The following is a 20,707-nucleotide window of genomic DNA, read 5'->3' on the forward strand; positions in this document are numbered from 1 at the left end:
TATGGACAATCAGGAAAATCAGCCGATAGATCCGCTAGGATCGATAGAACCTCTTAAAACCTTTGAACCCACTCCAATGGTTCCGCCTACGCCAGCCCAGCCCGCTCAAAATGCAGCACCAGGGGTTCTGGTAGACAGGGAAGGAAATGTAAATCTTACTCAATTAAAGTCAGAGGAACGTCAGAAATATGAAGTTCTTGCCAACTCTATTGACGAGGCTAATCCCGGATCTATTGTAAACTTTGGTGCGGAGCTTCAGAAAACATTAACGAATCAGAGTGACAGCTTCTTAGGAAATGTAAGAAGATCAAACTCAGGAGAAGTAGGGGGCCTTATCAATGATCTTTTAGTAGAGCTTAATTATGTAGACGTAGATGAGCTTAACGGAAACAAGGTAAAAAGTTTCCTGAGTAAGCTGCCGTTTATGAAAAAAGTGATGACACAGGTAGAAAATCTGTTTGCAAAATATGATAAAATCATCAATAATATTGAGCAGATTTCTTATAAAGTAAATGCGGGAATTATTACTTCTACAAAAGATAATGCCGTTCTGCAGACCATTTTTGAAAGTAATGTAAACTCTATCAAGCAGATCGAAGACCTGGTGATTGCCGGAAATATAAGAATGGAAAGAGCAGCTGCCGAGCTTGCGCATATGGAAGCCAATCCTCAGAATTTTCAGGATTATCAGATTGCAGACAAGAGGGATTTCATCGCAAGATTAGACAGAAGAATGGCCGATCTTAAAGTAGTGCGTGTCATCATGATGCAGTCGCTTCCACAGATCAGATTGGTGCAGAATAATAACGTTTCTATCGCTGAAAAGGCGCAGACCATTCTTACAACCACACTGCCGGTGTGGAAAAATCAGCTCTCCCTTGCCGTTGCAATGTACAGACAGCAGCAGAATATTGAAATTCAACAGAAAGTTTCATCCACTACGGAAGAAATTTTAAGAAAAAATGCAGAACGTCTTGGGCAAAATTCGGTAAATGTAGCCAGAGCCAATGAGCAGACCATCGTTTCTGTAGAAACATTGAGAGAAACCACTTCAATGCTGATCAATACCCTGAATGAGGTGAAACAGATCCAAAAGCAGGGAGCAGACAGCAGAAGAAAGCTGGATCAGGATCTTCAGACATTGGAACATGAACTAAAAGCTAATGTAAGAGGTTAATTTATAGGATATCAAGGTGGGGGATGATGCAGCAACCATATTATCGCAAAGTAGAAGAAGGTTAACAAAACTTAAGCTTCTGGCGAATTTTTTTGAACATATCGATATAATATCCATTTTCATCAAAACCGATATTATTCACAATATGTTCCAGGAAAATACGGCTTTGGATTATAATAAGCTTGAACTTTTCCACCTTCAGTATACCGACAGCCTGATAGAGCTTCTGACCAAAATCAAAAGGCAGAAGGAAAATGATATGCTGGCTGTCATCAACGAAATTGATATCAATAAAAAATATATCTCAGGTTTTGAAGAAAGAAAAATAGATAGTTTTCAGACAGACCGGAAAATGTATAGCGGTATATTTTCCCAGCATCTGAAAAAGCTTTATAAAGACCTTACAGAAGCTATTTTTACTGTCAATTGGGATAATGTGCTCTATTTTCATAAAAAATATGCACAGGAATTTTACAGATCGGCGGTTGACGAATCTTTACTGACCTCCGGTTCCTTTCCTGCGTATCAGTACAAAGATTACTCCATTGAACGGAAATTATTGGGAAGGCTCAATATACATGGCTTTAAAGTTCGGTTTATTTGCGGATACATTATCGGTACCCATGAATATGAGCTTTTTAAGATCTTCCAGTCTGATGATTATTTTGTTTTTAGTATAGATGAGAAAAAATTATATCTTTTTGATAAAGATCTGAATAAACTCGATATTTCTGAAAACCAATCAAATCAAAGTGCCATCATCCATCAGCTGAAGCAAAAGAATGAGCTTCTTGAAAATAGTATGAATGAAAGAAAACGTACTTTACCGGCTGAAGTAGAAGAGGTCTTAAAAGATTATCTGAGAAATCTTGAAAATATAGATATCATGAGCAAAATATTTGATTTTGATGAAGAAACGAATATCCTGCGGGCAATGCTTAATTTGAACTTGAATAATAACTAAAAAAGCAGAAGGGTAAAAACAATAAAATCGCAAATTTGTCTTTTAACCCTTTGCTATAAAAGTAAATAACAACTAAACATAAAAAAATGGCTATCAACTTACAAAAAGGTCAGAGAATAAACCTTAAAAAAGAAAACGGAGCTGAGCTTTCCCAGGCTTGCGTAGGAATCAACTGGGGAGCTATTGAAAAAAAAGGATTTTTCGGAACTAAAAAAGAAGCAGTAGACTTAGACGGAAGCTGTATTTTATATGATTCAAATAAAAACGTTACCGAAGTAATTTACTTTGGAAATCTGAAATCTAAAAACGGATCCGTAAGACATAGTGGTGATGATCTTACCGGAGATGTAGACGGGGATGATGGGTTGGATAACGAAGTTATTACAGTGAATTTTAGTCAACTGGAACCTAATATTGAATATGTTGCTATGGTGCTGAACAGCTACAGAGGTCAGGATTTTGGAACCATTCCTTTTGCTTCCATTCGTATTTATGAAGGAACACCTACTCAGGTAAAAGAGGTTTTTGCAAAATACGATATTGCTAATGATGTTTCTTTCAAGGGACACGTTGCTATGGTAATGGGAGTGTTTTATAAAAGAAACGGAGAATGGAAATTCAACGCCATCGGGGATCCTACAGCAGACCGCAAGCTGGAGCAAACCATCCAGACCGTGAAGACGAATTATTTATAATCAATAATCAATTAAAGATCAATAAGAACAGCAATATTTGTACCTTGTACACTTATTGCTTTTATCATATAATAACACATTATTAATCAAGTGGAAAAACATCAGAGTATTTTAGAACTGCACCCGGGTCTGGTGTGGGGATTTGCGGTAACAGTTGTTATCATGCTGCTCCTGGATTTAGGAGTATTCAATAAAAAAAGCCATGAAGTGTCTTCCAAAGAAGCCACGATCTGGTCTGTTGTATGGATATCGCTTTCTATGGTATTTTCGGGCGTTGTGTATTGGGTTTTCAATACAGACGGAACACCGGAGAGCCATGCGCTGGCTATAGAAAAATTCACCCAATATCAGGCTGCCTACTGGATTGAAAAAGCCCTTTCTGTGGATAACTTATTCGTTTTTATCCTTGTTTTCGGGTTCTTTAAGGTACCTAAATACCTGCATCATAAAGTTCTTTTCTGGGGAATCATCGGAGCCTTGATTTTCAGGGCGATATTTATCTTCGCAGGAGTAGGGTTGATTAACCTGACGTACCTTCCTGAAATGAATATCTTCGGTACTGCAGTAAAGATCAATGTGGTAATGACCCTGTTTGGGCTATTCCTTGTATATGCGGGAATTAAATCCTGGGGAGATGGTGATGACGGCGATGATGAGGATTACAGCAATACGGCCGGAGCAAAATTGATTAAGAGCTTCTGGAAAGTTTCTGATAACTATGATGGAGATAAATTCTTCACCGTTCAGAACGGAATCAAAATGGCTACTCCGCTTTTAGTAGTGGTAGGGGTTATAGAATTTACAGATGTCCTTTTTGCTGTAGATTCCATTCCTGCGATCTTTGCCATCTCAAATGATCCGTTTATCCTTTATACATCCAATATTTTTGCCATTTTAGGGCTTAGATCATTGTATTTCCTGTTGGCGAACTTTATTTATATGTTCAGCAAACTACCGTATGGATTAGCTATCATCCTTTCATTTATTGGGGTAAAAATGTTAATCGCTCCATGGATTCATATCCCATCACCGATTTCATTGGGAATCGTAGGGGGAGTATTGGTAATCTCTGTTCTTCTGTCCGTTATCTTCCCTGATAAAGAAAAGAAAAAAGAACTGGAAGAAAAATAATCACCTTTAATGTAAGATATAAGAGCCTCAGGAATACGTTCATGAGGCTTTTTACATTATTGAGGATACCTTTGAGATCTAAATATTTCTGCTTTAAATTAAAATAGACAGATCAGTCTGTATATTATTTTTTTTCATATATTTGTTTACATAAAAAAGCAGTATGAAATCTCCAAGAGAAAGAATTGTAGAAACTACCTTTGGATTATTTGCCAGACAAGGTTATAATTCTACGGGAATCAACCAGATTATTTCAGAAGCCGGAGTTGCGAGGGCAAGTTTTTACCAGTATTTTAAATCAAAGGAAGACCTTTGTGTGGAGTTTCTGAAGGTGAGACACGAATATTGGTTCAGCGAACTCAATATCTTTTTGGCAGAAGAAAAAGACCTAAAATCCAAGATCATCAAGGCTTTTGATTTTCTGATATACATGAACGGAAAGGAGCACTTCAGGGGATGCAGTTTTCTGAACATTCTATCGGAAATCCCGATGGATAATACCAAAATACTGAAAATCATCCAGGCCCATAAAGCAGATCTAAGAAACTATTTTTCAAGCCTGTTGAAAGATCAGGCTCTATCAGATCATATTTATTTGCTCTTTGAAAGCAGTATAATTGAAAGCCAGCTTTTTAAGTCAAATGAACTGATTGAAAGATCAAAAAATATAGCCACTCATTTAATACAATAAATTATGGAACAAAAGCATCCGCTTCCGCCTTTCACTCTTGAAACGGCGAAAGAAAAAATTCAAATGGCAGAAGATGCCTGGAACAGCCAGGATCCTGAAAAGGTTTCCAAAGCATATACCATCGATAGTGAATGGAGAAACAGAGATATATTTGTAAATGGAAGAGTCGAGATTGTAGCATTTTTAAAGGAAAAATGGCAGAAAGAACTCAATTACAAACTTAAAAAAGAATATTGGGCACACACAGATAACCGTATCGCTGTCCGTTTTGAGTATGAATACCAGACGAAAGAAGGAAACTGGTTCAGAGCTTACGGAAATGAAAACTGGGAATTCGATGAAAACGGGTTAATGGCCAAAAGATATGCAAGCATCAATGATCTGCCGATAAAAGAAGAAGACCGGAAATTCAGATAATAAAAACTGTTACTACAGCAGTTTTCTTATTCATTTAGCCGCCTTTCCCATGCAATAGCTTATTGATTTTTCTCCTCGTCTGCACCGATACCCTATACGCCTCTTCACGTAGTTTTTGTATTTTTCCTACAGGCTGAAAAAAAATCTTACTTTCAAACGGGTTAAACGAAAGCAATTCATTTGTACAGCTGCGGGAATCCAAAAGTGAACCTTTATGTATTCTGACCTCACCAATGGTAATGAAAGGAGAGTTTTTCCATTCTACATTCAGTTTATTGATAGGCTGATCCTTCAGGTTATAGCAAATCTGTATCATTACATCTGCGGTGAAATCATGGGCTTGCAGATAATGCGTTAATGAATCTTTGACATTTTCCTTTATCCCGGTATGTCTGTCTACAGACTTAGGGTGTAATTTTATCTTAATAATATGGTCTCCTAAGCGGTAAGCACCTATGGAATAATAATCAAACGAAAGGATAAAATCATTTCTTTTTCCTATTAATTTTATAATGTTTCGGATCATATCACCTGTCAGTAAAGACGGAATCATTTTAGTTGCCTGAACAAACAGCGTAAACAGATTACTCCATTTTTTAATATAAAACTTATTGACAGCAGTAAAGAGTTTCAGAAAAGTAGAAACCGAATTAACAGGGAATAAAGGGAAATTCACCAAAGGATAATTGGCCAGTAAACCACCATTTTCATCCCTGATCTGTACAGCAAATCCATAAGCAGGTATGTCTTTTTTCGAATTTTGAATTGTAAGCTGGGCATTGGAAAACCGTATGGTCAGATCAAATTTTTCTTTATCTAAAAAAGGTTTCAGGAATTCCGGAATATCAGGTTGAATGCAAAATGTTCCCTTTGCTACCGCATAAGTTTTAGCATGGGCATTTCTGGTAGCATAATTGACGTCACTGATGGAAGAGGATTGTTCAACAAAATCCGCTATTGTTTTCTTATTGATGTCCAGAAGTTTTTTCTCCTCTTCATTCAGCTCATCAAACCTCTTATTATATTGTAATGGATTTGGCATTAGTTTTTAAATCCAATTATAACGCCAAGTTGTGGGATTTATGTTAACACAGTATTACAATTATTTGAATTTTGATGAAAATAAAAATTAAAAAAGGAGAAAACACTTGATGTATATGGTTTTTGCGTAATTTATTGATTATTAATATTTTTTCGTTAACCACAATTATTCCTAATTTTTATCCCGTTTCAACCTTACTCTCAACCTGAATCCAAAAAGCAGTATCTTTGTCAAAAAATTACAATATGGGAGTAGCAGATATGTTATTTAAACGTAAAAAAGAACTGGCAGAAAAAAACCTGAAAGAAGGTAAAGAATATATGGAAGAGTATGGTAAAAGAGAAAGTGTTGTTCAATTGCCAAGTGGTTTGCAATACGAAATCATTACCGAAGGAGACGGGGCAAAACCCGGACCTAAGTCTACTGTAAAATGCCATTATCACGGGACTACCATTGCAGGAAAGGTTTTTGATAGCTCTGTAAAAAGGGGAACCCCGGCATCTTTTCCTTTGAACAGGGTGATTGCTGGTTGGACAGAAGCACTTCAGCTAATGCCGGTAGGAAGTAAATGGAGATTGATTATCCCTCCACATCTGGCTTACGGGGACCAGCAGATCAGTAAAGAAATAGGACCCAACAGTACTCTTGTTTTTGAAGTGGAATTGCTGGATATAAAATAAACCAAACTTAAAAATAACTTAAAAATTTATCTGATTTCAGGTAAATTTTTTTATTTGTTTTATATTCGTATTGATAAATTGTAAACGGAAGGAATGACAGCCGGATGCAATTAATCACCTGCACAAAAAACGACTGAATGAAAAAACTTTTTTATTTTCTTATTGTTTTCGGTTTGCTGACTTCTTGCGTTTCCAGGAAGAATCAGCTTATTCAGCAGAATATACTTACCCTGAAAGACAGCTATTGTAAGGCTCCGTTTAAATACAATTACAGCAACAGAATACCATCTTACAACTCAGACTCTATTTTAGAAGCCAATAAAGAGCTGAAAGGAATGTTTTCCGATCAGAGTATTTTAATTTTAAATGCATTGGATAATCTGGATGAAGTTCATCAGATTATCGAACTTAAAAAAGATTCATCTCTGGCTTCACAGGTGAAAGTATTACAACTGAAAACCAAGATAAATAGTAAAATTACCATTGCACTCACCGAACTGGATGCTGTGGCAGCAGAATTTGACTGTGAAGGAGAAAGAGTTGCCCAGATCGGAAATTATGTGGATAACCTCAATTCATCCAGAAACAACAAACTGATTTTATATTCTATCGTTGCCGGGGCTGCTGCTTCCATAGCAGGCGGAATTGTGCATGATGAAGGCTGGAGTAATGCCATTGATATTGGTGGAGGGATATTGGGAGCAGGATTTGGATTGGCAACCCTTAATCCAAAAGGAAAAAAAGTAGAGTTTATTCATCAGCGAAACCTGCTTCGGGATATCTGGAAAGAAAAACTGGAATCTCCTAATTTTCCGCCCTTCATCTGGTATATGTATACAGAGAAAAAATTTTCCAACAGGGAAGAACGTTCCATTATCGGGAATATGAAAATGAGGTGGCTTCATTATCAGTTTGATGATAATAAAGAGGCTGCAGATCAATCTGTCATTTTCAGTGACGGAGGGTATTACAGGGCTGATGATCTTCACAACCGCGCTGCCATGCTTAATCAGATGCAGTCTGCAACAAGAACCATTAATCAGAACATCAATTATCTGCTGCTTGATTTGGATAAATTGATTCTTTAAAAAAAATAATTGTAATAAAATTTGTTACAATTAAAAAAATGTGTACCTTTGCTCTATAATTATAATGAACAATACAAGATTTGCTACGGCAGTACATATCATGACATTATTGGCGAAAAGTCCTCAGGAGTGGTTAACTTCTGATTGGATTGCAGGCAGTATTAATGTAAACCCGGTAATTGTCCGGAAGGAAATCAGCGTATTGAGAGAAGCAGGCCTTATTATCAGCAGGCAAGGTAAAGAAGGAGGAAGCCAACTGGCCATGTCTGCAGATTTGATCAGTATTTCTGAGATTTACAAAGCCGTAAAAAACACGGAGGTCTTAGGAAAGAAAAACCAAAACCCGAACCCGGCTTGTATTGTTGGAAAAGAAATCAATGCCCATTTAAATACATTATTTGAAGAAACAGATCAGCTGGTAGTCAATTTTTTAGGAAATAAATCATTACAGGAATTCGCAGATCATTTCGGGTAAAATTTTTTAACCATAAATGTAACAAAAATTATTACAATTTAATTTTAAAATAAACAATATGAAAAAAGTAGCAGTAATCGGTGCAACAGGATTTGTAGGAACACAAATAGTAAAAGAACTTGTAGACAGGGGTTATGCTGTTGAAGCTTTAGTAAGAGATGCTTCGAAGGTAAAAACACAGGAAAATGTAACGGCAAAAAGCATTGATGTAAACAATGTCAATGAATTAGCTGAAGCATTGAAAGGAAATGATGCGGTTATCAGTGCTTTTAATGCAGGCTGGACAAATCCTAATCTTTACAATGATTTCTTAAATGGATCTGAGAATATTGAAAAAGCCGTAGAGCAATCTGGGGTGAAGAGACTGATTGTAGTGGGTGGGGCAGGAAGCCTTTATACACCGGATAATGTACAGATTGTAGATACACCTGATTTTCCGGATGCTTACAAACCGGGAGCAACGGCAGCAAGAGATTACCTGAATAAAATTAAAGAAAACAATACGCTGGACTGGACATTTTTTAGCCCCGCAGTAGAAATGAATCAGGCCAATGTAGGAACACGGACAGGAAAATACAGGACATCATTGGAAACTCCGGTATTTGATGAAAACGGAAGAAGCCGCCTCTCAGTAGAAGATGTAGCTGTGGTTTTGGTAGATGAACTGGAACAAAATAACCATATTCGCGAACGTTTTACAGCAGCATATTAATTAAAACCACAAAAATGTTAAAAAAGAAATTATTATTATTGGCTGTCCTGTTAGGGGTTATAAACATTGTTTGGGCAGGAAATCTGAAAATAAAAGTGTATAACCCTGGCCCCAAGGCCATTTTTCCTATAACTTCCACCATTATCTATGGAGAGAAAGATGCCCTTCTTATTGATGCCCAGTTTCAGAAACAATATGCAGAACAACTGGTCAAAGAAATAAAAGCAACAGGGAAAAACCTGAAAACTATTTTTATTTCACATAGCGATCCTGATTTTTATTTCGGACTGGATGTGATCAGAAAAGCCTTTCCGGATGTAAAAATCATATCTACAGCACAAACGGCTTATCTTATATCAGCTTCAAAAGACGAAAAGATGGCTGTATGGAAACCACAGTTGAAAGCCGATGCACCTTCAGAGATTATCATTCCGGAAGCGGTTACCTCTATTCCTGAACTGGAAGGAAATACCATCGAAATCAAACAAAATCCGGAAGATCCGGCACACAGCTTTCTCTGGATTCCTTCTTTGAAAACAGTTGCAGGTGGTATCTCGGTTTCAGTAGACTCCCACCTGTGGATGGCCGATACTCAGAACGTGAAGGCAATTGAACAATGGATCGGACAAATTGATGCCATGAAGGTATTAAACCCTGAACAGGTTGTCCCTTCTCATTTTGCCAAACTGTCCCTGTCTCCCCGGTCCCTCGATTTTGTGAAGAATTATCTTGAAAACTATAAAAAAGCAGTTACAGAAAATCAAACGACTCCTGCAGCGGTAGATTTTATGGTAAAAAAATATCCAGACCTGCCAGGAAAAAATGAGCTGGAAATGGGAGTGAAAGTTTTTCACGGTGAAATGGATTGGGATCTGAAATCACCATATCCTGCCATCGGACGAAAAGTAGAAGTGGATTTTGGAACGGTAAAGTTTCTTCTTGATTTTAAAGATAATAAAACAATGACTTTCCGGGGGCTTTCGGGAAATTCAAAAGGAAGTACTGAAACAGTAGAGTATACGGCAGTAGAAGTGGCAAAAAATGTTTTTATGGTGTACTGGCACGAGCCTGAATCAGGATTCAATGTTACCCATGTACAGGATTATAATAAGCATATTTTGTATACAAATATTGCAGGAAAAGATGGTGGGTTTACTCATCTGAAAGGAACTCTTAAGATTATACAGTAAGAGATTGTGCCGATATCATCAGTTATGCAGATTCTTATCTGGATATAATAAAAAACGACTGTCAAAGCAGTCGTTTTTTAGTTTATATTCTTTAGGTCCATGGCGGCAATCTGATTTAACTTAGCTTATTGAAGTCATATGAAAAGGATTTTAAAATTTTATGCTGAAATACCCCCCCCGCAGTTTCAAAGATCGTGCAATTTTTGTGAAATCTGTGTAATTTGCTGAATCTGCGAGATCATTTATGTACGTTTTTATCACAGGAAAGAGCAATAAATATCAACAGAGTTTCGTTCAAATCTGTGTACTCATCTCTGGAGTTTAAAAAAAGCCGCCTCATTGTGAGGCAGCTTTTTTTTATAGATTCATAAACAGTTTCGGATTTACCGGAGTATTGTTTTTGTGTACTTCATAATGGAGATGAGGTCCGGTAGAACGGCCGGAATTTCCTGATTTAGCAATAACCTGGCCCACTTTTACTTTATCATTTACCTTAGAAACAAGCTGTGATAAATGCCCATAAAGAGTCGCTAATCCATTTCCGTGGGAAACGATAACACAATTTCCGTATCCTCCTTTTTGGCCGGAAAAAATTACCGTTCCGGCGGCAGCAGCCCTCACATCCGAGCCGTAAGCAACTGCGATATCCAGTCCTTTATGAAACTGCATCTGATCAGCTTCTGCAGGAGGATTGTTTCTTTCAACAGGAATATTTTTAGAAACTGTATTGCCGGCTACAGATTTTGTTGCCACAGCTGGTTCAGGTGCAGAAGGAGCCGCTTTGGGAGTTACCATTACTTTTACTTCCCTTTTATTCCCGTAACTGTCAGTAAGCTCTACGATTTTTTCAACGGGTTCAGCTTTTACTTCCGGTTTTGGAGCCACTGCAGGAATAGATCTGGTTTCTGTTGTCGCATGTGTTTTTACCGAAGCATAAACGGTTTTAAATGGTATAGGGTTTTTTCTCACTCCGAAATTGGAAGAAATATAACCATCAGTAGGCATTCCCAAAGGAACCTGCATCAGTTTTTGCTGCAGATCCATCAGGTATTGGCTGTACCGGTTGGCTTGTTTGGAAAGATAAATAGAATTTGAAATACTATCCTGGTTCAGCATCATCAGTTTTTCATTGGTAATATCCTTGGACTTAAGGAAAGAATTCAGCTGGCCTACAGTCTGATCTACCAATTTAAGATCAGTTTTCATTTTTAAATAATCAACACTGTCTTTTTCAGTGTTTATTTTTACAAGGTTTACTTCATATGTTTTGTCATCCCTTTCAGAAAATAACTTGGCAATAAAGACACCCTGAGCAAAAACTACTAGTAAAAGTCCTCCAAGGAGAATGTTTACGTTCTTTTTACTGTTTAGAAATTTTTTCATATTTCCTCTCTTAGTATGTTTAAAACGGTTTTGGATTGCAAATTTAATTAAAAATAATTTTTAAGACTTATCTTTAATTAAAATTCAGTTTTTTCTGTATTTAACGTTTAATTAAATGTTTAATTGTGTGGAAGTGTTAATTTTTTCAGAAAATGGCTTTTATCATGCTTCCGGGGGGCCTGTTAAATCTATGTTTTAATATATTTGCAGTTCACATTCGAATTATGGCTAAAAAGAAAATTATTTCAGAATCTTCAAATCCAAAAAAGAATAAAAGCGATGTTTCTGTAGGGGTGGTAGGAAGCGGAAGCTTTGCAACTGCTATCGTTAAAATGCTTGTTGAAAACTGTAAAGTGGTACACTGGTGTGTAAGAAGTGAATTTGTAAAAGGAGCTATTGAGCTTCGCGGACATAATCCGACCTATCTTACGGCAGCCCATTTTAATCTTAAAAGTTTAAAACTGACAACGGATATTAACGAACTGGTCTCGGCCTGTGATGTCATTGTTTTGGCGACTCCATCTATTTATCTTTCCGATACCCTGGATAAAATGACTTGTGATTATTCAGAGAAGATATTTGTTTCAGCAATCAAAGGGATTATTCCTAAAGTGAATGATGTAGTGGCGCACTATTTACGAGATGAATTTAAAATCGGCTTCAGAAACCAGGCCGTCATTGCAGGGCCTTGTCATGCTGAAGAAGTGGCGATGGAAAGACTTTCATACCTTACTATTGCAGCCGCAGAAGAAGCAACTGCTGAAAAACTGGAAAGAATTTTCAGTTCAGATTTTATCAAGGTACAAACGAGTAAGGATATCTTAGGAAATGAATACAGTGCCATTCTTAAAAATATTTTCGCGATCGGTGCCGGAATAGCAAGCGGACTGGGATATGGTGACAACTTTACAGCCGTATTTGTTTCCAATGCAATCCGTGAAATGGAAATTTTCCTCGAAGCCATTTATGAAGCACCCAGGGATGTGAATGAAAGTGCTTACCTGGGAGATCTTCTGGTAACTGCGTATTCCCTTTTCTCAAGAAACAGAAATCTGGGGAACCTGATCGGAAAAGGATATACCGTGAAATCTGCAATCCAGTCGATGAATATGGTGGCAGAAGGATATTATGCTGCAGATTCCATCTATAAAACGGCAAAGCAGAAAAATCTTAAACTACCAATTATTGATACCGTATATGCCATCCTGTATGAAGGTAAAAATGCAGAGAAGCAATTTAAAAAGCTGACGGCAAAATTGAATTAAAACAAAGGCTGATCTGTTATGATCAGCCTTTCTTATTTTCACTATAAGCTCATTTTTGTGATGACCAGAGTAAATGAAGATCTTACATTAAGGTTGCTGGCTGTAAATCCGTTTCCGGTATCAAATTCAAACTTTTGCCGGAGGGTAGTAGGGGCTGTAAGTGTCAAAAAATAACTCCCCTGAAAAAAAGTAAAAGAGCTCGATAGCTGGCATATTCTGTTAGTTTCCGTAATAGTAGCACTGGTGGCTGCATTAATCAGGTAGGATCTTGTGCACGTAAAATTTTGGGACAAATATTGAGTATTGGCCGTTCCGTTATTGTTATTGGCATTACTTGAATCTACAGAATACCGGATGATATAAGTGCCTGCCGGTAAGGTTATCGTAGAAGCATCTGTTCCCAGAGATGCACCGGTTATTTTGTTAGCCGCTACGGTGAAGTTGGTTAATGTATTATTGGTACTTCCGGTAGGAATAAGAACTCCAGGGTTGATGATCAGGGACATGGTCTGTGGCTCTGATCCTGAAAGAATGGCTCGTTGCCACTGATTTCTGATCCATACATAGTATCCCTTTGGGAAAGTAGACGCTCCGCCTTTATTATAAATCATAAGGCCGTCTGTTGGATTGGCTACCGGTGTTGAGGTACTGTTGAGTACTGTGAGATCATACTGCGGAAAAAGAACTCCTTTGTTGGAAGAGTTAATGTCAAGAACACTACTTGGATTAGGGGTGCTTGTATTGATGCCTACCTGAGCGTTTAAAGAAGAACTCAAGAGTACAGTTAATAGACAAACAATATAAATATAGGTTTTCATTGTAAACAGATTATTGGTTAAGGGCTGATCTTTGGATATCAACTTTTGCATTGGTGATAATGATTTCACCGTTATTAGGGGTAGTTCCTCCGGAACCGGACTGATAAGTTCCTCCCGCATCATGGGCGATCGCTGGAACTAAAGTTATAGGAGTTGCTGAAGTTGCCACAAAAGAAAAGCTAAGATTGAGGGTATGCGTTTTATTACTGGCTATAGATTGTGCATTAATGCTGATCGTTTTACCGTACTGAGTTCCGGTGACAGGATCTACCAGCTTTACCAGGTACTGGTGCAGGTGAACAGGAGTCCCTCCGATGCCTGCTGTAGTGCTTTCCAGGGCTGTTCTTATATTCAGGCATAGGTTAACGAGATAACCACTGTTTCCGGGAAGTGTAATTACTCCGGAAGCTGTATTATAAGAGGCTCCGATATCATTGGAAACTACAGTAAATGCCGCATCTGTAAAGTTCTTGAAAGTCCCGTTAGCGAAATTTCCCAGGATCGTGTAATCAGATGTCCGCTGAAGAATCATGTAACTTACAAGGTTATAAGTATCTGCAAGCTGAGTCCATCTGTTATTCTTCCATAGATATAGCCCCGGGCTGATGGAATTTCCTTTATTGTACACTACAAGTCCTTCAGCAGGGTTATTGACAGGTGATGTATTGCTTAATATATCTACAATATCCACCCTTGGAAGAAGAACTCCTTTATTGGTAGACTGGGATACATCCAGAACAGCAGAACTGTTAACTGTAGTTTTCCCGATTGCAACTTGTGCGCATAAGGTCTGTACTATAGTGAATAGTAGCAGGATATAACTTTTTTTCATTTTGAATGTTTCTTAAAGTTGGGATATTTTTATATAAGATCCGGTAGGAATAACGTTAACAAGATCGTAAAATGTACTGTTCTGCATTCTGCCTAAGTATAATCTAAGTCCTCCGATAATATTGCCATTGGCATTGGGAGGTACACTGTAATAATAAGACCAGGTAGCCAGGTGATTGGTATTGATCTTAGATACGATAGGCACTTCTTTCCGGGTATTGGATTCTGCGGTAAATGTATTGGTAGAATTATTATAGGTATCGTGGGTAAAATCAATAAAATACCCCATCAGATAATAACTGCTTCCCGAAAGAGGAGCCGTTCCCCCTTGACCTGCGGGATTTTCCTGAGGAGAATTGAGATTAAGATTAACTTCTACCAGATAATTTCCTTGGGGAAGAACCAGGGAATATCCTCCCGAAGAAGTATTTTGTACTACCTTAAAACCATTAATATTGGATACGCCGGAGATTGCGGGAGGGTTTACCACTAATAAAGCCCTGGCTCCTGCTACTGCGTTATCCAGTGCTGATAAATTCCCGGTGAAATCGAGATAAGCTACTTTAGGTGTATTTTCCGCGTCAATAGTACTTTGCCATTGATTCGTTGTACTATTGAACACATGCAGTGCTTTATTGTTGCTGTTGGCTCCTCCATTGAAGGCAATAAGTCCGTTGGCCGGTGATGCTACCGGTGAAGTTGTACTGTTCAGGCTTGAAATATTCAGACTAGGGAATAAAAGGCCCTTATTCCCTCCTGCCAAGGTAACTGTGGGGGCAGTAGTATAGCCACTTCCTCCATTGTTAATGATAATTCCTGTTACGCTCCCATTGGAAATAGTGGCTGTTGCGCGGGCTTTAGAGCCTCCGTTTATAATGGAGCCTCCACCATAAAAATTAACAGTAGGGGCAGAAGTATATCCGCTACCTCCATTGCTGATGGTAATACCGGTTACGGCACCTCCTGATATGGTAGCTGTGGCGGTAGCTGGTATTCCATTGAAATTTTCGATGTGCAGAATAGCACTCGGATCCGGGGTGGACGTGTTGATCCCTACATTTCCGCTTTGGGCCAAAGCCATTGTAGCGAAAAGTGTACTTAGAAAGTTAACAATTTTCATCTTTAGTATGTTTACGAAATAATTTTAATTTAATTACACAGGAATATGGTAATAAATCAATTCAAAGGTACGTATAAAAAATAATTATTTTATGATTTTAATCTAGATTTTTGTCTATAATATTAATGATTTATCAATTAATTGTGATTTTTTAAACTTAATTGATAATATTTATCAAAAACGAGTGATTAAATATTTAATGAAAATCATTATGGCTAAAGTATTTTAAATCGCGAACTTAAATGAACACAAAATTTTATGGGAAATTATTTTCCTGCCAGTGAATTATAACGGTCAAAATAAAGATAAAAGTTTAAATCCATAGGAATGGTCATTAATCATTTCAATGATGTTTTATTGATACTTTCCATGACTTTCTGTTGTATAATCAAGAAGTGCTTTTCTCTCAAAAAATAACGTGTTAAAATCTTGAAACAGGTTTTTCTTTTTAAAACTTTTCCCGAAATTTGAACTAAAATTTACAATTATGTCACAATCGCTTACAAGCAGAACTCCAAAACCTAAATATGACGTTGTACTGATAGGAGGCGGAATCATGAGCGCCACATTAGCGACTCTGCTTCATGAATTTGATCCGAACCTTGAAATTGCTATCTTTGAAAGACTTGGAAGATTTGCCAAAGAAAGTACAGCCGCCTGGAATAATGCAGGAACAGGACATTCCGCTTTTTGTGAGCTTAATTATACTCCCGAAAAACCTGACGGAACAATAGATATTACAAAAGCGGAAAGCATTGCAGAACAATTTGAAATTTCAAAACAATTCTGGGCTTATTTGCTGACTAAAGGATATATTCAGGAACCCAAAGATTTTATCAATTCTTGCCCGCACATGAGCCTTGTATTTGGTGAAAAAGACGCAGAATACCTTAAAAAACGTTATGATAAAATGAGTAAATCCGTTCTTTTTGAAGGAATGGAATTTTCCACAGATCATGAGAAACTGAGAGAATGGATTCCTCTGGTAATGAGCAAAAGAAATAAATCTGAGGTAATGGCTGCCACCAAAATGGATATGGGAACCGATGTTAATTTCGGGACATTGACCAGGAAAATGGGGAGACACTTGCTGGAAGATTCCAATGTAGAAGTATTTTTATACCACGAAGTGAAAGACATCGATCCGAGAGAAGACGGAAAATGGGAGATGAAAGTAAAAGACAGAATCCATAACCATAAACAGGAAGTCGTTGCAGACTTTGTCTTTATCGGAGCTGGAGGATATGCACTCCCGTTACTGGATAGTTCAGATATTAAGGAAAGTGAAGGATATGGTGGTTTCCCGGTTTCAGGACAATGGCTGGTAACCCACAACCAGGAATTGGTGGAAAAACACCAGGCTAAAGTTTATACGCAGGCTACAGTAGATGCTCCTCCTATGTCTGTTCCACACCTTGACCTTAGGATTATCGATGGTAAAAAGGCTCTTCTTTTCGGTCCTTTTGCAGGTTTTTCAACAAAATTCCTGAAAGAAGGAAGCTACCTTGACCTGCCGGAAAGTGTGAATACCAAAAACTTAAGATCCCTGTTTGGAGCATGGTGGCATAATATTCCATTAACAAAATATCTTATCCAGCAGGTAGCGATGACCAAATCTCAAAGGATACAACACCTGAGAGAGTTCATCAAAGATGCGAAGGAAGAAGATTGGGAATTGAAGGTAGCCGGACAAAGAGTACAGATCATCAAAAAAGATGAGAAAGAAGGAGGTAAGCTGGAATTCGGAACGGAAGTGGTTGTTAATCAAAAAGGAACAATAGCGTCACTATTGGGGGCTTCGCCGGGAGCTTCAACGGCAGTACATGCGATGCTGAACGTTATTGAGAAATGTTTTCCTGAAAAGCTTCATGGAGAATGGAAAAGCAAGCTTCTCGAAATGGTCCCGTCTTACGGTAAAAAATTAGCTGAACATCCGGAACTTACCAAAGAGTTGAGAGACTATACAAAAGAAAAATTAGAATTAAAATACTAACAGTAATAAGCAATGAGTAATAAGCACGATAGCATTACTCATTGCCTGTCACTTATTATCTATACAAAAGCGTGGAAGAAGTAGTTGTAAAACCGGTGATAGCTAAAGAGCTTCTGGAGTCTCTTCAGACAAAAACAGAAGAGGAGAAACAGGTTATTGTACATTGCTGTTTCCCGGCATCTCCATTTTTAGGCAATCTCATCAGGATCTGGCATTCAACTTATCTTTTTGATAATCAGTCTGATCACAGGAGTAAATTGATTCATGCTGAAAATATTTCAATTTCCCCATATTGGACGCCTGTTCCTTTTATGAAGGATTTTTGGTTTACCCTTATATTCTCCGGACTTCCCAAAGATTGTAAGAGTTTTGATTTAAAAGAAGTTATTCCGGAAGAAGGGGGCTTTTTCGTAGCATCCATTAAAAGAAATTCTTCTGATGTTTATCGTGTAAAAATATCAGAATCTTATTAACACTGGTATGATAACAAGAGAAGAAAAGCTTCAACAAATTATACAATGGTGTGAAAATAATCCGGATATCCGGGCTGCTTTACTTACCAGTTCATTAGTGAATCCTCATGCTCCTGTAGATGATTTCAGTGACCTGGATATAGAACTTGTTTTTCAGAACAGAAGTGTCTATGAAGCTGATCATACATGGCTTGATCTTTTCGGGGAACCCATTTCTATGATTGAAGAAGATGATACGGTTTTTGACGGAAAACATGCCATGAAGATGGTTTTATACAAAGACCATGTCAAGGTGGATTTTAAGCTGTATCAGGTAGCGGATTTTCTGAAAGATATTGATCTGGAGGTACTGCCTGATGATTGGGATCTTGGATATAGGGTTTTGATAGATAAGGATAACCTGACTGAAAATATAAAAGCTCCCACTTATCAGTCTATCATGATCCAAAAGCCAGATGAGCAAAAATTCAGACAACTGATAAATGATTTCTGGTGGGATACTACCTATGTAGCGAAATGCCTGAAACGTGGCGATATTTTCTATGCCAAATTTATGTCTGAAAATATTCTCAGAACAGATTATCTGGTTCCTTTGATAGAATGGTATATTGCAAATCTTCATAGCTGGCACAATATAACGACGAATAAACATGGCAGACTTTTTAAAAAATATCTTCCGGCAAACATATGGAAAGACATTGAGTCTACCTTTTCTGGAAGTGATATTGAAGAGAACTGGATCGCCTTATTCGCCTTTGCAGATCTGGTTCATAATCTGGCAACTGATCTGGCTCTAAAGCTTGGATTTGTTTATCCTGAGCAATTAGAAAATGATATCAGGAATTATCTTTCTGAAGTAAGGGCTTTACCATGATTTTATACAGAAAATTCATTTTTTCTGATCAGATTTTCTATACAATATTCAGCAATGGCAGTAATCGTCACGAACGGATTTACACCAATAGTTCCGGGAATTAATGATCCATCCAGGATGTACAGATTCTCGTGACCTTTTAATTTACCATATTCATCAGTAGATTCTCCTAATACACAGCCACCAAGCGGATGATAGCATATATCTGGCCCGAAGCCGTTGTGAAAGAGAAAGTGGCTCCTGGTTCCACCATTGGCCTGGTTCATCTTTCTTACAAAGTACCGGGCATTTTCTCTCATTTTTACTGTATTGCTTTTATCCCAGTTCAATTTAAGGGATTGATTGGTTGGGTCATAGTAAACTTCACCTTTTTTATCAACTCTATTGATCAATAAATATAGTGCCGTGGCAACATCCATTCCCATGGGTAAAGGAGCAATTTCTGTGAAAAAAGGATGTTCAGCATCATCCCAGTTATCAATGCCGCCAACGGGGATTGTAGATTGCTTGGCACCGGTTCCTCCCGATAATGGTTTTACCCAGTTTCTCCCGGTCATAAAGTTTCCGTTATTACCCCAGTTTTTTCCGATATGTTTATGAAGGGGAAGATCATGTATTGCATTGGAATGCAATAAAAGTTGCAGAGTTCCCATAGTACCGGCCGAAAGAACAAGCTTTTTACAGTTGAATATCTTGTGAGCAATGGTAGCCCCTGCTGTATCGGTCTGCTGAACCTGTAAAGTGTAACTTTTGTCGGTATTCATCCGGATGGTATCCACCCGATGAAGGTCAAGGATTTCAAGGTTGCCGGTTTCAAGTGCTTTTTTGAGATAGGTTTTATCCAGGCTGTTTTTACCGTAATTATTTCCGTAGATTACTTCTGTGTTAAGGGCAGATCTTGGAACTTCATTCCGGAATTCTTTTTCCATATACCTGAAATCATATACATTGGGAACCCTGATGGTTTTAAAACCTGCTTTATGTGCCTCTTTTTCACCTACTCTTGTAAATTTATAATAGGGACAATCCTTCAGAAATTGTTCACTGATAATATTTACTTTGAGTTCCTTATGCACTAATGGGAAATAATAATTGTAGAACTTTTCTGCATCAAGATCGGGGAAAACTTCCTTGAAGTAGTTTTCTTTTGGCGTTACTGCCATTCCTCCATTAACGAGTGAGCCCCCGCCAACTCCTCTTCCTACCCATATATTTATGTTTTCAAAATCCAGCCGGTCAAGCGTTCCGGTGAAAGGAGTTAAAGGAAAAATATTCATAAAAGGAGCAATGCTTTTCTTTTTCAGCCAGGCGGAGCTTTTCCCTGGTTTCAGAAGGTTTGAAAACGGAATTCCTGCTTTTTCCCAATTCAGGCCCATTTCAAGTAATATTACTTTTTTTCCGGCTTCACAGAGACGCAGGGCAGATACTGCACCTCCATATCCGCTGCCGATAATCACAATCGGAACATCAAAATTCTCTTTTATCTGAAAATTTTTCCTTTCTGCAGCCCGGAATAATTCAGAATGAAGGAAATACAAACCTGATATAGCTAATGCGCTTGTCCTGATGAATTCTTTTCTGTCCATGTGCTGTATTTTCCAAAAAGTATGCTAGATCAGCAAGTTCTTATTTATTTAAAACAGATTATATTTTTTATTACAATTTTAACTTTTTTGTTATGGAAATTC

21 protein-coding genes are annotated in these 20,707 nt (G+C 37.7%); 15 read left to right on the plus strand and 6 right to left on the minus strand.

Translation table 11 applies throughout. The annotated features are described in order from the left end of the window. Position 1: 1 nt before the first annotated feature. The 6 genes from OK18_RS11855 to OK18_RS11880 all read left to right on the plus strand — a co-directional run bounded on the left by OK18_RS11855 (position 2) and on the right by OK18_RS11880 (position 5,075). A complete protein-coding gene (locus OK18_RS11855; protein ID WP_174441954.1) occupies positions 2-1,177 on the plus strand; it encodes a toxic anion resistance protein in 1,176 nt (391 codons plus the stop codon). Between the two features lie 145 nt (positions 1,178-1,322). Then, complete coding sequence (locus tag OK18_RS11860; RefSeq protein WP_156173274.1) at positions 1,323-2,141, plus strand: hypothetical protein; 819 nt, start codon at positions 1,323-1,325, stop codon at positions 2,139-2,141. Positions 2,142-2,227: 86 nt separating this feature from the next. Further along, complete coding sequence (locus tag OK18_RS11865; protein ID WP_050022095.1) at positions 2,228-2,836, plus strand: TerD family protein; 609 nt, start codon at positions 2,228-2,230, stop codon at positions 2,834-2,836. 90 nt (positions 2,837-2,926) lie between these two features. Further along, complete coding sequence (locus tag OK18_RS11870; RefSeq protein ID WP_053328120.1) at positions 2,927-3,967, plus strand: TerC/Alx family metal homeostasis membrane protein; 1,041 nt, start codon at positions 2,927-2,929, stop codon at positions 3,965-3,967. 163 nt (positions 3,968-4,130) lie between these two features. Then, the gene (locus OK18_RS11875) at positions 4,131-4,658 is read left to right on the plus strand and encodes a TetR/AcrR family transcriptional regulator (RefSeq protein ID WP_053328121.1); all 528 of its coding nucleotides are present in this window, start codon (positions 4,131-4,133) and stop codon (positions 4,656-4,658) included. A 3-nt stretch (positions 4,659-4,661) separates the two neighbouring features. Further along, positions 4,662-5,075, plus strand: a complete 414-nt coding sequence (locus OK18_RS11880) for a nuclear transport factor 2 family protein (RefSeq protein WP_174441955.1) — start codon at positions 4,662-4,664, stop codon at positions 5,073-5,075. Between the two features lie 34 nt (positions 5,076-5,109). Here OK18_RS11880 and OK18_RS11885 read toward each other — a convergent pair whose 3' ends face one another. After that, on the minus strand, positions 5,110-6,117 hold the full coding sequence (locus OK18_RS11885; protein ID WP_053328123.1) for a catalase family protein: 1,008 nt from the start codon (positions 6,115-6,117) through the stop codon (positions 5,110-5,112). 227 nt (positions 6,118-6,344) lie between these two features. Between OK18_RS11885 and OK18_RS11890 the strand changes: the two genes are divergently transcribed. The 5 genes from OK18_RS11890 (at position 6,345) to OK18_RS11910 (ending at position 10,262) form a co-directional block, all read left to right on the plus strand. After that, positions 6,345-6,797 (plus strand): FKBP-type peptidyl-prolyl cis-trans isomerase, encoded by a 453-nt coding sequence (locus OK18_RS11890; RefSeq protein ID WP_228377599.1) that lies wholly within the window; start codon positions 6,345-6,347, stop codon positions 6,795-6,797. 137 nt (positions 6,798-6,934) lie between these two features. Continuing rightward, positions 6,935-7,885: a hypothetical protein gene (locus OK18_RS11895; protein WP_053328124.1), complete on the plus strand. Its 951-nt coding sequence runs from the start codon at positions 6,935-6,937 to the stop codon at positions 7,883-7,885. Positions 7,886-7,949: 64 nt separating this feature from the next. Beyond that, on the plus strand, positions 7,950-8,360 hold the full coding sequence (locus OK18_RS11900; protein WP_053328125.1) for an Rrf2 family transcriptional regulator: 411 nt from the start codon (positions 7,950-7,952) through the stop codon (positions 8,358-8,360). Positions 8,361-8,409: 49 nt separating this feature from the next. Further along, positions 8,410-9,072 (plus strand): NAD(P)-dependent oxidoreductase, encoded by a 663-nt coding sequence (locus tag OK18_RS11905; RefSeq protein ID WP_228377729.1) that lies wholly within the window; start codon positions 8,410-8,412, stop codon positions 9,070-9,072. Between the two features lie 14 nt (positions 9,073-9,086). Next, entirely contained in the window at positions 9,087-10,262 is a 1,176-nt protein-coding gene (locus OK18_RS11910; RefSeq protein ID WP_053328127.1) for an MBL fold metallo-hydrolase, read from the plus strand. 357 nt (positions 10,263-10,619) lie between these two features. Here the strand turns inward: OK18_RS11910 and OK18_RS11915 are convergent, their stop codons facing one another. Next, complete coding sequence (locus tag OK18_RS11915; protein ID WP_053328128.1) at positions 10,620-11,645, minus strand: M23 family metallopeptidase; 1,026 nt, start codon at positions 11,643-11,645, stop codon at positions 10,620-10,622. A 224-nt stretch (positions 11,646-11,869) separates the two neighbouring features. Between OK18_RS11915 and OK18_RS11920 the strand changes: the two genes are divergently transcribed. Next, positions 11,870-12,910, plus strand: a complete 1,041-nt coding sequence (locus tag OK18_RS11920) for an NAD(P)H-dependent glycerol-3-phosphate dehydrogenase (protein ID WP_050022102.1) — start codon at positions 11,870-11,872, stop codon at positions 12,908-12,910. Between the two features lie 41 nt (positions 12,911-12,951). Here the strand turns inward: OK18_RS11920 and OK18_RS11925 are convergent, their stop codons facing one another. From OK18_RS11925 to OK18_RS11935, 3 genes are read right to left on the minus strand one after another with little or no spacing between them, the layout of a single operon-like run. After that, positions 12,952-13,728 (minus strand): hypothetical protein, encoded by a 777-nt coding sequence (locus tag OK18_RS11925; RefSeq protein ID WP_156173275.1) that lies wholly within the window; start codon positions 13,726-13,728, stop codon positions 12,952-12,954. 10 nt (positions 13,729-13,738) lie between these two features. Beyond that, the gene (locus OK18_RS11930) at positions 13,739-14,560 is read right to left on the minus strand and encodes a hypothetical protein (RefSeq protein WP_053328130.1); all 822 of its coding nucleotides are present in this window, start codon (positions 14,558-14,560) and stop codon (positions 13,739-13,741) included. 12 nt (positions 14,561-14,572) lie between these two features. Continuing rightward, positions 14,573-15,679, minus strand: coding sequence for a hypothetical protein (locus OK18_RS11935; protein WP_156173276.1), 1,107 nt, complete (start codon positions 15,677-15,679; stop codon positions 14,573-14,575). Positions 15,680-16,166: 487 nt separating this feature from the next. Between OK18_RS11935 and mqo the strand changes: the two genes are divergently transcribed. From mqo to OK18_RS11950, 3 genes are all read left to right on the plus strand, one after another. Then, complete coding sequence (mqo, locus tag OK18_RS11940; RefSeq protein WP_053328132.1) at positions 16,167-17,672, plus strand: malate dehydrogenase (quinone); 1,506 nt, start codon at positions 16,167-16,169, stop codon at positions 17,670-17,672. Positions 17,673-17,743: 71 nt separating this feature from the next. Continuing rightward, complete coding sequence (locus OK18_RS11945; protein WP_050022106.1) at positions 17,744-18,145, plus strand: hypothetical protein; 402 nt, start codon at positions 17,744-17,746, stop codon at positions 18,143-18,145. Positions 18,146-18,152: 7 nt separating this feature from the next. After that, positions 18,153-19,019: an AadS family aminoglycoside 6-adenylyltransferase gene (locus OK18_RS11950; RefSeq protein WP_050022107.1), complete on the plus strand. Its 867-nt coding sequence runs from the start codon at positions 18,153-18,155 to the stop codon at positions 19,017-19,019. Between the two features lie 2 nt (positions 19,020-19,021). Here the strand turns inward: OK18_RS11950 and OK18_RS11955 are convergent, their stop codons facing one another. Then, positions 19,022-20,605 carry a GMC family oxidoreductase N-terminal domain-containing protein gene (locus OK18_RS11955; protein ID WP_053328133.1) on the minus strand — a complete coding sequence of 528 codons (1,584 nt, stop codon included), beginning with the start codon at positions 20,603-20,605 and terminating at the stop codon, positions 19,022-19,024. Between the last annotated feature and the right edge of the window lie 102 nt (positions 20,606-20,707).

The sequence above is a fragment of the Chryseobacterium gallinarum genome, assembly GCF_001021975.1.
In the GTDB taxonomy this organism is placed as follows: domain Bacteria; phylum Bacteroidota; class Bacteroidia; order Flavobacteriales; family Weeksellaceae; genus Chryseobacterium; species Chryseobacterium gallinarum.

Excerpts from the sequence above, each read along its gene's own strand:
- OK18_RS11855 (WP_174441954.1), top strand. The coding sequence starts at position 2 with ATGGACAATCAGGAAAATCAGCCGATAGATCCGCTAGGATCGATAGAA.
- OK18_RS11860 (WP_156173274.1), top strand. The coding sequence starts at position 1,323 with ATGTTCCAGGAAAATACGGCTTTGGATTATAATAAGCTTGAACTTTTC.
- OK18_RS11865 (WP_050022095.1), top strand. The coding sequence starts at position 2,228 with ATGGCTATCAACTTACAAAAAGGTCAGAGAATAAACCTTAAAAAAGAA.
- OK18_RS11875 (WP_053328121.1), top strand. The coding sequence starts at position 4,131 with ATGAAATCTCCAAGAGAAAGAATTGTAGAAACTACCTTTGGATTATTT.
- OK18_RS11880 (WP_174441955.1), top strand. The coding sequence starts at position 4,662 with ATGGAACAAAAGCATCCGCTTCCGCCTTTCACTCTTGAAACGGCGAAA.
- OK18_RS11885 (WP_053328123.1), bottom strand. The coding sequence starts at position 6,117 with ATGCCAAATCCATTACAATATAATAAGAGGTTTGATGAGCTGAATGAA.
- OK18_RS11895 (WP_053328124.1), top strand. The coding sequence starts at position 6,935 with ATGAAAAAACTTTTTTATTTTCTTATTGTTTTCGGTTTGCTGACTTCT.
- OK18_RS11900 (WP_053328125.1), top strand. The coding sequence starts at position 7,950 with ATGAACAATACAAGATTTGCTACGGCAGTACATATCATGACATTATTG.
- OK18_RS11910 (WP_053328127.1), top strand. The coding sequence starts at position 9,087 with ATGTTAAAAAAGAAATTATTATTATTGGCTGTCCTGTTAGGGGTTATA.
- OK18_RS11915 (WP_053328128.1), bottom strand. The coding sequence starts at position 11,645 with ATGAAAAAATTTCTAAACAGTAAAAAGAACGTAAACATTCTCCTTGGA.
- OK18_RS11920 (WP_050022102.1), top strand. The coding sequence starts at position 11,870 with ATGGCTAAAAAGAAAATTATTTCAGAATCTTCAAATCCAAAAAAGAAT.
- OK18_RS11925 (WP_156173275.1), bottom strand. The coding sequence starts at position 13,728 with ATGAAAACCTATATTTATATTGTTTGTCTATTAACTGTACTCTTGAGT.
- OK18_RS11930 (WP_053328130.1), bottom strand. The coding sequence starts at position 14,560 with ATGAAAAAAAGTTATATCCTGCTACTATTCACTATAGTACAGACCTTA.
- OK18_RS11935 (WP_156173276.1), bottom strand. The coding sequence starts at position 15,679 with ATGAAAATTGTTAACTTTCTAAGTACACTTTTCGCTACAATGGCTTTG.
- mqo (WP_053328132.1), top strand. The coding sequence starts at position 16,167 with ATGTCACAATCGCTTACAAGCAGAACTCCAAAACCTAAATATGACGTT.
- OK18_RS11950 (WP_050022107.1), top strand. The coding sequence starts at position 18,153 with ATGATAACAAGAGAAGAAAAGCTTCAACAAATTATACAATGGTGTGAA.
- OK18_RS11955 (WP_053328133.1), bottom strand. The coding sequence starts at position 20,605 with ATGGACAGAAAAGAATTCATCAGGACAAGCGCATTAGCTATATCAGGT.